Annotated in this window: 8 protein-coding genes; 4 read left to right on the top strand and 4 right to left on the bottom strand. The window is 39.7% G+C overall.

Going from position 1 to position 11,127, the window contains the following annotated elements:
• Positions 1–43 precede the first annotated feature (43 nt).
• Both BKK48_RS05980 and pepT read right to left on the bottom strand, forming a co-directional pair.
• A complete protein-coding gene (locus tag BKK48_RS05980) occupies positions 44–1,567 on the bottom strand; it encodes a catalase (protein ID WP_077427234.1) in 1,524 nt (507 codons plus the stop codon).
• 327 nt (positions 1,568–1,894) lie between these two features.
• Positions 1,895–3,133, bottom strand: a complete 1,239-nt coding sequence (gene pepT / locus BKK48_RS05975; protein ID WP_077427233.1) for a peptidase T — start codon at positions 3,131–3,133, stop codon at positions 1,895–1,897.
• A gap of 383 nt (positions 3,134–3,516) precedes the next feature.
• Between pepT and potA the strand changes: the two genes are divergently transcribed.
• The 4 genes from potA to BKK48_RS05955 all read left to right on the top strand — a co-directional run bounded on the left by potA (position 3,517) and on the right by BKK48_RS05955 (position 7,466).
• Positions 3,517–4,635, top strand: a complete 1,119-nt coding sequence (gene potA, locus BKK48_RS05970) for a spermidine/putrescine ABC transporter ATP-binding protein PotA (RefSeq protein WP_077427232.1) — start codon at positions 3,517–3,519, stop codon at positions 4,633–4,635.
• Positions 4,619–5,479, top strand: coding sequence for a spermidine/putrescine ABC transporter permease PotB (gene potB / locus BKK48_RS05965; protein WP_077427231.1), 861 nt, complete (start codon positions 4,619–4,621; stop codon positions 5,477–5,479). The genes potA and potB overlap by 17 nt, the downstream gene beginning before the upstream one ends.
• Positions 5,479–6,249 (top strand): spermidine/putrescine ABC transporter permease PotC, encoded by a 771-nt coding sequence (gene potC / locus BKK48_RS05960; protein ID WP_077427230.1) that lies wholly within the window; start codon positions 5,479–5,481, stop codon positions 6,247–6,249. The genes potB and potC overlap by 1 nt, the downstream gene beginning before the upstream one ends.
• A 134-nt stretch (positions 6,250–6,383) precedes the next feature.
• Positions 6,384–7,466 carry an extracellular solute-binding protein gene (locus BKK48_RS05955; RefSeq protein WP_077427229.1) on the top strand — a complete coding sequence of 361 codons (1,083 nt, stop codon included), beginning with the start codon at positions 6,384–6,386 and terminating at the stop codon, positions 7,464–7,466.
• Positions 7,467–7,542: 76 nt separating this feature from the next.
• On the opposite strand, the gene BKK48_RS05950 is transcribed toward BKK48_RS05955, so the two are convergent.
• Complete coding sequence (locus BKK48_RS05950) at positions 7,543–9,570, bottom strand: BCCT family transporter (RefSeq protein WP_077427228.1); 2,028 nt, start codon at positions 9,568–9,570, stop codon at positions 7,543–7,545.
• 341 nt (positions 9,571–9,911) lie between these two features.
• Positions 9,912–11,123, bottom strand: coding sequence for an ATP-binding protein (locus BKK48_RS05945; protein ID WP_077427227.1), 1,212 nt, complete (start codon positions 11,121–11,123; stop codon positions 9,912–9,914).
• Positions 11,124–11,127: the final 4 nt, after the last annotated feature.

Here is an 11,127-nt window from a genome sequence, read left to right as displayed (position 1 = left end):
TTTTGGGGTGCAGATCATATCAACCCTTTTGCTTTTTATTAAATTAGAGTAAACCGCCTTGGCCTAAAGCCGGATCAGTATCACGGGCTTTTAACGCATCTTCTACGGTTAAACCTAATGCTTTCGCCACACCTTCACCGTATGCCGGATCACACCAGTGGCAGTTACGGATATGACGATATTTGATGAAATCAGGCGCATCACCCATTGCACCCGCAGTATTGTTAAATAACGCTTGTTTTTGTTCAGCGCTCATTAAGTTAAACAAGGCACGCGGTTGGCTGAAGTAGTCGTTATCATCTTGACGATAATCCCAGAATGCCGCATCACCGTTAATGCGAAGTGGTGGCTCTGCAAAATCCGGTTGTTGTTGCCATTGATTAAAGCTGTTTGGCTCATAATGCGGTAAGCTACCGTAGTTACCATCGACACGGCCTTGACCATCACGTTGGTTGCTGTGAACCGGGCAACGAGGACGGTTTACCGGAATTTGACGGAAATTCACGCCTAAACGGTAACGTTGTGCATCGGCATAGTTGAATAAACGAGCTTGCAACATTCTATCCGGGCTTGCACCGATTCCCGGTACTAAATTGCTTGGTGCAAAAGCAGATTGCTCAACATCGGCAAAGAAGTTTTCAGAGTTACGGTTAAGCTCAAATTCACCCACTTCAATTAATGGGTAGTCTTTTTTCGGCCATACTTTGGTTAAATCGAAAGGATGATAAGGCACTTTTTCTGCATCGGCTTCCGGCATCACTTGGATAAACATTTTCCATTTCGGGAAATCGCCACGCTCAATGGCTTCATATAAATCACGTTGATGACTTTCACGATCGTTGGCAATAATCGCAGCAGCTTCTGCCTCGGTTAAATTTTTAATGCCTTGTTGTGTATGGAAATGGAATTTCACCCAGAAACGCTCGCCGGCTTCATTCCAGAAGCTATAAGTATGTGAACCGTAACCGTGCATATGACGATAACTTGCCGGAATACCACGATCACTCATTACGATAGTGACTTGGTGTAACGCTTCCGGTAATAATGTCCAGAAATCCCAGTTATTGGTTGCTGAACGCATATTAGTGCGTGGATCACGTTTTACCGCTTTGTTAAGATCAGGGAATTTACGAGGATCACGCAAGAAGAAAACCGGTGTATTGTTACCAACCATATCCCAGTTACCTTCTTCGGTGTAGAATTTTAATGCAAAACCACGAATATCACGCTCTGCATCCGCTGCACCACGTTCACCGGCTACGGTAGTAAAACGTGCGAACATTTCTGTTTTTTTACCCACTTCACTGAAGATTTTAGCACGGGTATATTTGGTGATATCATTGGTCACGGTGAAAGTACCAAATGCACCTGAACCTTTTGCGTGCATACGGCGCTCAGGAATCACTTCACGCACGAAATCTGCTAATTTTTCATTAAGCCATAAATCTTGTGCAAGTAATGGACCACGAGGACCTGCGGTTAAGCTGTTTTGATTGTCAACAACAGGTGCACCATTTCCCATTGTTAAAGGGGTGGTGATATGAGAAAACGGACATTTTGATGTCATAATATTTTCCTTCTTGAGTTTGATTGAAATTCGTGCTGATCATACTAAAAGATTGTAACGATTAAAAACTATCAAATTAATCAAAAAAACCATTCAAAAAGTACATCTATTGGGTTAGCTGATTTAAAGTGCGGTTGTTTTTTTCGGCGTTTTCAAAAGAAAGGATAAAAAAATCCCCTGATTACTCAGGGGAAAATATCAAAAGGAATTTATGAATAAAATCTCTAAAGTTTAGCTTTATCGAAAAGGCTCTCAATAAAACTGCGGTAAGTATATTTACATTTCTTTACAAAAGCAAGAGGAAATTTACGTTTCTTTACAAAAAATTTACATTTTCTTAAATTTTACAATTTCCGTGATGACTTCCACCGCTTTTTCCATGCCTTCTAGAGAGATTAATTCGTGTTTACTATGGAAATTGTACCCGCCGGTAAAAATATTCGGGCAAGGCAGGCCCTTTTCTGATAGAAATGCACCATCAGTTCCCCCACGAATGGGTTTATGGATCACATTGATCCCGCATAAATCCATGGCTTTTTCTGCAATTGAAATAGATTGAGGAGCTTGTTGAACCGCTTCATACATATTTTTATAGCTCTCATGAATGACACACTCAACAGGCATTTTTAAGCCTCTTTCTGCATTAAATTTTGCTGTCCAATCCAAAATAAATTGTTTGCGTTGTTCAAAAGCTGATAAATCAAAATCACGAATTAAATAATGTAATTCGGCTTTTTCAATACTACCCTCAAAATGCTCCAAGTGGAAAAAGCCTTCTTTACCTTCGGTTTTCTCCGGCACTTCATCTTTGGGAAAGCCTTGGTGAAAATCACAGGCAAGCGCAAGGGCGTTAACCATTTTATCTTTCGCATAGCCGGTGTGAATACTTCTTCCCGAGAAATAAATTTTTGCTGTCGCCGCATTGAAGTTTTCGTATTCTAATTCTCCCACTTCCCCACCATCAATGGTGTAAGCCCAATCACAAGGAAAATCAGCCAAAGGGAAATACTGCATCCCTAAACCGATTTCTTCATCCGGTGTAAAGGCAATTCTTATATTGCAATGAGGCAATTTTTCTTGTTGGATGATCTCAAGTGCGGTCATAATTTCAGCAATTCCGGCTTTATTATCTGCCCCCAGTAAAGTATTACCATCGGTCACAATCAAAGTTTTCCCAATAAGTTGATGCATAAAAGGGTAATAAACCGGCGTAATAAATTCTTCGCCAATCCCTAAAGCAATGTCCCCTCCCCGATAGTTTTCAATCACTTCGGGTTTCACATGCTTCCCACTACATTCAGGTGAAGTATCTAAATGGGCGATAAAACCAATGGTATGCGAAAGTGCCTCTCTGTTTGAAGGAAGAAAAGCCGTTACTACTGCATGTTTGCTGACTTCCACCTCTTCTAATCCAAGTTCAATCAGTTCTTTTTGTAGATGCTTTGCAAGTTTCATTTGCCCAATAGAACTGGGTGACGATTTTGCATGGGGTTTGGCTTGTGTATCAAAAGAAACATAATGCAAAAAACGATTTAATAAATTGTTTTTATAATGATTGGTATCCATTTTATTGATGATCCTTTATAACTGACGTGAATAAGTCTACCTCAAATTAAACAAAAGATTATTGATATATAGCAAACATTCAGTCATTCGCCCCAATATCCCCAGAAAAGGGAAAGTGCGGTCATAAAAAACAATGTTTTTGAACCTTGGTTTTACCAAGGAGAGCGTTAGAGATGAATAAACAAGTGGACGAGTTTGTGAATAATTTTAGGGTGTTTTTACGGTCGGAAATTTTTTTGTTTCCTCAAGCATTAAGTCCTTTTCATTATTGAAAATTCACTATATCATAAGCACCTATTTTTATGTCGCCCCTGCATTCTTGCAGGTTCTTGTTTCTACTCAGTACCAGTTTATTGGTGAAATTAGGGAGAAAACCAAAGCTAGTGGAAAATCAGGTTCAAAACAAGCCGATTATTGAGCTTCGTTCAATCAAAAAATCCTACGGTTCTAACACCATTATTAACGACTTTAACCTAACCATTAATAATGGTGAATTTGTCACTATTCTTGGCCCTTCAGGTTGTGGAAAAACAACGATATTACGCTTGTTAGCCGGCCTCGAAGAATTAGACGAGGGTCATATTATTTTGGACGGTGAGGATATCACCGATGTGCCCGCTGAAAAACGCCACATCAACACCGTTTTCCAAAGTTATGCGCTCTTTCCGCATATGACGATTTTTGAGAACGTGGCTTTTGGTTTGCGTATGCAAAAAGTACCTGAGGCTGAAATCAAACCTCGTGTACTCGAAGCCTTACGCATGGTGCAATTAGAAGAAATGGCAGATCGTAAGCCAACCCAATTGTCAGGCGGTCAGCAACAACGTATTGCCATTGCCCGTGCGGTTGTCAACAAACCGAAAGTGTTGTTGCTCGATGAATCCTTATCGGCATTGGACTATAAATTGCGTAAACAAATGCAATACGAACTTAAAGTATTGCAACGTCAGTTAGGCATCACCTTTATTTTCGTCACCCACGATCAAGAAGAAGCCATTACCATGTCTGATCGCATTGTGCTAATGCGTAAAGGTAAAATTGCACAAGATGGTTCACCACGAGAAATTTATGAAGAACCGGCCAACTTGTTTGTGGCACGCTTTATCGGTGAAATCAATGTGTTTGATGCCACTGTTATTGAACGTAAATCCGACAATGTCGTATTAGCCAATGTAGAAGGGCGGGTTTGTGATATTTATACGGATATGCCGGTCAGAAAAGATCAAAAACTTCAAGTCCTTCTCCGCCCTGAAGATATCGTGATTGAAGAGCTTGATGAAAATGAGCAGTCTAATGCCATTATCGGCCACATTATTGACCGTACCTATAAAGGAATGACATTAGAATCTACCGTAGAATTCGACCATAACGGTATGCGTGTGCTTGTCAGCGAATTCTTTAACGAAGACGATCCGCACATGGATCACAGTGTTGGACAACGTGTTGGCATTACATGGCACGAAGGTTGGGAGGTAGTACTCAACGATGAAGATAATCAATAATAAATTTCAAAAAATTGCTGTTGCTATTATCTTCAGTTGGCTTATTTTCTTTGTGCTAATTCCAAACCTGTTGGTATTAGTCGTAAGTTTTTTAACTCGAGATGGTAGCAACTTCTATGCCCTGCCGTTTAACCTAGATAACTACATCAACCTGTTTAATCCGCTTTATGCACAGGTGGTGTGGAATTCTTTGTATATGTCAGGGATTGCCACGATCATTTGCTTACTCATCGGCTACCCTTTTGCCTTTATGATCAGCAAAATTCACCCGAAATATCGACCGCTCTTGTTATTCCTTGTGGTTTTGCCGTTTTGGACAAACTCGCTCATTCGTATCTATGGAATGAAAATCTTCCTTGGAGTGAAAGGCGTGTTAAACACCATGCTTATGGATATGGGCATTTTGAGTGAACCTATCCGTATTTTAAATACAGAAGTGGCGGTGATTATCGGTTTGGTCTATTTATTGTTGCCATTTATGATTTTACCCCTCTACTCTGCTATTGAAAAATTAGACGGACGCTTACTGGAAGCGGCGAAAGATTTAGGCGCTAACGCATTCCAACGCTTTTTCCGTGTTATTTTGCCATTAACCATGCCCGGCATTATTGCAGGTTGCCTATTAGTTTTACTCCCGGCAATGGGTATGTTCTATGTGGCAGATTTACTGGGTGGAGCAAAAGTGCTTCTCGTGGGTAATGTGATTAAGAGCGAATTCTTAATTTCCCGCAACTGGCCGTTTGGTTCAGCAATCAGCATCGGGTTAACCATCCTTATGGCGTTGTTGATTTTCGTCTATTACCGTGCAAATAAACTATTGAATAAAAAAGTGGAGTTAGAATAATGAGCCGTTTACTGCGTAATGTATTTATGTTTGTGGTATACGCTTATTTGTATATCCCAATTATTATCTTAGTCACCAACTCCTTCAATGCCGACCGTTACGGATTGAGCTGGAAAGGTTTTAGTTGGAATTGGTACGAACGTTTATTTAATAACGATACCTTAATTCAGGCTGCCATTCATTCCGTTACCATCGCCTTTTTTGCGGCAACCTTAGCCACCATTATTGGCGGACTCACCGCTATTGCCTTATATCGCTATCGTTTCCGTGGCAAACAAGCGGTGAGCGGAATGTTATTTATCGTGATGATGTCACCAGATATTGTTATGGCCGTTTCCTTATTGGCACTGTTTATGGTTGTTGGTATTTCATTAGGTTTCTGGTCATTGCTTCTAGCCCATGTTACCTTCTGTTTGCCTTATGTGACGGTCACCATTTTCTCACGTTTAAATGGCTTTGATGCCAGAATGTTAGAAGCGGCAAAAGATTTAGGCGCAAGTGAAGTCACTATTTTACGCAAGATTATTGTTCCCCTTGCATTGCCGGCAATCGTATCAGGTTGGTTATTAAGCTTTACCATCTCATTAGATGACGTGGTGGTCTCCTCCTTTGTGAGTGGCGTAAGCTACGAGATCCTGCCACTACGCATCTTCTCTTTGGTGAAAACAGGGGTAACACCGGAAGTGAATGCCTTAGCCACCATTATGATCGTACTTTCCTTGCTGTTAGTGGTTTCAAGCCAATTAATCACGCGTAAAAATAACCACTAAGACACGATAAAAGGTTTCACAAACCCTTTAATATCAAATAGAATACGCCTTGACGCACAATCAAGGCGTTTTTTTATACCTACGGTTTACGGTAGGTGGTTTTTTTACCCCTCTTTTACGGAGAACAAACAAAAATGAAAAAATTTGCAGGTTTAATGACTGCCGGTTTAGTGGCTGCCACCCTAACAGCTTGTAATGACAAAGAAAACAAGCCTGAGAATGCCAATGCACCGGCAACTGCTAATGATACGGTGTACCTCTATACTTGGACTGAATATGTGCCGGATGGTCTTTTAGATGACTTCACCAAAGAAACCGGTATCAAAGTGATTGTTTCAAGTCTTGAGTCCAATGAAACCATGTATGCAAAACTCAAAACCCAAGGTGAAGCCGGCGGTTATGATGTGATTGCCCCTTCGAACTATTTTGTGTCTAAAATGGCACGCGAAGGCATGTTAAAAGAACTTGATCATAGCAAATTGCCTGTCATTAAAGAATTAGACCCTGATTGGCTCAATAAACCTTATGATAAAGGCAACAAATATTCCCTTCCTCAATTACTGGGTGCGCCGGGTATCGCATTTAATACCAATGCCTATAAAGGTTCGGATTTCACCTCTTGGGGCGATTTATGGAAACCTGAGTTTGCCAACAAAGTCCAATTATTAGATGATGCCCGTGAAGTATTTAATATTGCCTTGTTAAAACTCGGTCAAGATCCGAATACTCAAGACCCGGCAATCATCAAACAAGCCTACGAAGAATTATTAAAATTACGTCCAAATGTCCTTTCTTTCAATTCAGACAACCCGGCTAACTCTTTCATTTCCGGTGAAGTTGAAGTGGGTCAATTATGGAACGGTTCCGTACGCATTGCGAAAAAAGAACAAGCGCCTTTAGATATGGTGTTCCCGAAAGAGGGCCCTGTACTTTGGGTGGATACCTTGGCGATTCCTAGCACCTCTAAAAACCCGGATGGTGCACATAAGCTTATCAACTATATGCTTGGTGCCAAAGCTGCTGAGAAACTCACCTTAGCTATTGGTTACCCAACGGCAAACGTTGAAGCGAAAAAAGTATTGCCAAAAGAAATCACTGAAGATCCATCTATCTATCCAACTGCTGAAGTCTTGAAAAACAGCTACTGGCAAGATGATGTGGGTGATGCCATTCAATACTACGAACAATACTACCAAGAATTAAAAGCAGCGAAATAATCTGACTTAATTCCAATACTAAAAGTGCGGTTAAAATCTCTCATGTTTTTAACCGCACTTTTATTTATGTGAAAAACTACTCTGCCAATTCCGTTTGCTCGTGTGCCATTAATTCCTGTCCAATGTCATCAAGTAGGCTTAAGTAACGTTCATATTGTTTTAATATATCGGCAATCAATTCCGCTTGATCCATATATTGCACATCGTAACCTACTCGGCCGTCAAAGAAATAAGTATAGGGTTCGTAAGTGGTGTGGTGCTGAATATGTGGCAGATTTTCATCATTGATGAGTTGTTCAGACACTTCACGCCCCACCGATTTAATGCCATACATAAAATCACGCAGGGACTCTTTTTGTATCACCAACTCCACCGCCGGCTCTTCTTGCTCAAGCAAAGCATGGATTTCCACACTCAGATTATATTTGCCGATAAGTTCTTGACGTAATTCACGCATTGCCGGCAATGCAGTGTGTTTTAAGAAACGTAAAATATCTTTTTCTTGGGTTTGATTCATCATCTGCCCTAAGCGTTCTTTCCATTTTTCGCCTGTCCAGAAAATACTGGTTGGATTGACTTTCGTCGCAAAATATTTTTTATCGGCATTTAACCCTTTCCATAGGCTAAAACACATGATTAACATCAGCACCGCAAAGGGTAAGGCGACCATTAACGTCATTGTCTGCAAATTGGCTAAACCGCCCGATTGCATTAATACTATTGCGACTATCGACATTAATAGCCCCCACATCACCGTCTGCCAGTTCGGTGAGGTAAGACTTTTATCACGAGAGGCGATATTATTTAAAACATAAATTCCCGAATCGGCCGAGGTGATAAAAAATAATGAGATCACAATCAAACTCACCAACCCACTCACAGTAGGTAGGGGTAAATAATCCAGAAATTTAAATAATAAGGTTTCCGGCGATGAAATCATTTGTCCTAGCACGCCGGCCGCTTCCCCTTCATTTAACCAAATCGCCGTGTTACCAAATACGGTGAACCAAAGGATGCCAAATACACTCGGAATAACCAATACACCAAAAATAAATTCACGAATAGTACGACCTTTAGAAATGCGGGCAATAAACAATCCAACAAAGGGCGCCCATGAACACCACCATGCCCAATAAAGCACCGTCCAACCACTAAACCACGCCGTATGTTCTTGCTCATAAACGTAGGTTTTGAAACTCAGTTGCACTAAATTGCTGAGATAATTCCCGATATTGTCGCTAAATGCGGAAAGCAAATAGAGGGTCGGGCCGGTGAGTAAAACAAAAACAAGTAATAAAAATGCTAACGTTAAATTTAATTCACTGAGTATTTTTACCCCTTTACCCACACCTGAAATAGCTGAGAAGACCGCTAAGCTCATCACCACAGCAATGACGATCACTTGTAAACCAAAACTATTTTCACTCACCCAGCCCATTTGGTGCAAACCTGCACCTAACTGAGCCGCACCAAAACCTAAGGTCGTGATGATCCCAAATAAAGTGGCAAGTAATGCCATAATATCGATGAGATCACCCATTTTTCCATTGATGCGATCTTTCAATAGCGGGTAAAAACAAGAGCGTAGGGCTAAAGGGAGCTTATAGCGAAAGCCAAAATAAGCTAAAGCCAAGGCAATGGTGCCATATACTGCCCAAGCATGAATTCCCCAGTGAAATAACGTATGTAATAATGCCTCTTGTTGGCGGTGCTCTGGCGCACCGCTGGTGATTTCGGAAAGATAATGGGTTAAGGGTTCAGCTACCCCAAAGAACATTAACCCCACCCCCATACCGGCGGCAAATAACATAGCAAGCCATGAGAGAAAACTAAATTCAGGCTCTTCTTCATCGCTTCCCAGTTTAATATTTCCTAAACTACTCACAGATAAAGTCAACAAAAAGCCCAAGAAGATCGAAAATGCTAAGATGTAAAACCAACTAAAATTGGCAAAAATCCCTACTTTTGCTTGGTTTAATAATGATTGAGTTTGCTCCGGTGCGATTAAAATCATTGTCACCAGCAACAAAATAAAAAAGAGTGTCAATCCAATCACAAAAGGATTAAATGACGTTCGCTTTTCCATAAATTGAGATAAAGACAAACCTTTCCCCTTAAAATGAAGTCGATAAATTAAAAATTCGATTTATTTAAAACATTGCCATGAGGCAAAAAAGTGTGTAGTGGAACCACTACGATGACAGCACATAGAAGTGCGATTTTGACAGAAACACTCAGTAGACATTGAGAGATTGTTTCTAAAAAACAGAATAATTCTATCAAAAATTGATAATTATTTCAAATTGGTAGATTATTCCCTTAAACCTACGGCAAAAAATAGGCTATTTTTCTTATTCCAACTTTGAGAGATAATTCTCCACTTAACTAATTTGCAAGATTAAGCGTTTAAGGGCTGTATATCCTATCTATACACGATTTCACCGTTCAACCAAATAGCTTCCAAAACGGCACGATATTAATATTTTTTCCCTCTACTATCATCTTATCTTCTTGATCAAAAGTGACTATCGTTCCTTGTTCAAAATGAAAAAAGTTCATTGCATCAATTAATCCGTCACGTTCACGAGGGAGATTTTCCGCAGTCAGTTGCCAACAGACTTGGATAAGTTGTAATGGAGAATTATTTTTACATACAACAAAATCACATTCTTTATTGTTCTCATTGTAATAATACAATTCTGAAAACTCTCTTCTTAATGCCCAAAATACCGCATTTTCTAACTTTCTTCTCCGATCTTGACTAAAAGATGGGCTTATCACTCTCTGTAATCCATTATCTATAAAGTAAACTTTTCTTGGATTAACAAGTTGTATTTTGTAGGAATAGGAAAACTTAGGTAGTAAGCTAATCACATAGGCTTGTTCCAAATGAGAAAGATATTCTTGCACAGTAGCCGTGCTTTTAACATTAAGGATTTGTTTGAGTTTACCTGCAGTAATCAAATTCCCTACATTACCCGCTAAAAAAAGCAACAAACCTTTCATTGACCGCTCATCACGAATACCAAAACGCACAATAATATCTCGATAGATAATATCATTAATGAGCGCATTTAAAATTTCATCTTCATTCAATTGCAAATATTGCGGGAAACCACCCAAATGAAGATAATCTGCCACTGTATCAGCATTCTTTTCTTTTCCAAGAAACTCACAAAACTCTAAAAAAGAAAAAGGGAAAAGTTCACGACTAATATGTCGACCAGTAAGTTTTGTGCCGAGCTCACGGCTTAATAACGAGGCATTTGAGCCGGTTACAACAACTTGATAGCCTTGATCAAGTTTTCCTCGTACATAGAGCTCCCACCCCTCTATAATCTGGATTTCATCAAAATATAATGTCTGGATTTCGGGGCATTCAGCAATAATTTCATCTAATAAAGCAAAATCGCTAAATTCAAAATTAAATAATTGAGGTGTATCAAAATTGAGAAAAAGATAGTGATTTTTATCCTGTTTTTCAATAAGTTGAGACAATAAAGTACTTTTCCCACTACGGCGGATACCTGATACGACCAAAGCAAAATTAGGTAACAGCTTAATATGATTGAGAATTTGACGTGAATATGTTTTTTGTCTTAATAACCTACTCTGCTGAGTATCAATGGTTTGCTTTATTTCTGCTTTTAATAACATTTTA

It is taken from the genome of Rodentibacter heidelbergensis (assembly GCF_002000125.1).
Classification (GTDB): domain Bacteria; phylum Pseudomonadota; class Gammaproteobacteria; order Enterobacterales; family Pasteurellaceae; genus Rodentibacter; species Rodentibacter heidelbergensis.
Note: the sequence above shows the minus strand (reverse complement) of the source record. Positions and strands in the feature narration are given on the sequence as shown.

Coding starts and splice junctions, on each gene's coding strand:
- BKK48_RS05980 (WP_077427234.1), bottom strand. CDS start 1,567: ATGACATCAAAATGTCCGTTTTCTCATATCACCACCCCTTTAACAATG.
- potB (WP_077427231.1), top strand. CDS start 4,619: ATGAAGATAATCAATAATAAATTTCAAAAAATTGCTGTTGCTATTATC.
- potC (WP_077427230.1), top strand. CDS start 5,479: ATGAGCCGTTTACTGCGTAATGTATTTATGTTTGTGGTATACGCTTAT.
- BKK48_RS05955 (WP_077427229.1), top strand. CDS start 6,384: ATGAAAAAATTTGCAGGTTTAATGACTGCCGGTTTAGTGGCTGCCACC.
- BKK48_RS05945 (WP_077427227.1), bottom strand. CDS start 11,123: ATGTTATTAAAAGCAGAAATAAAGCAAACCATTGATACTCAGCAGAGT.
- pepT (WP_077427233.1), bottom strand. CDS start 3,133: ATGGATACCAATCATTATAAAAACAATTTATTAAATCGTTTTTTGCAT.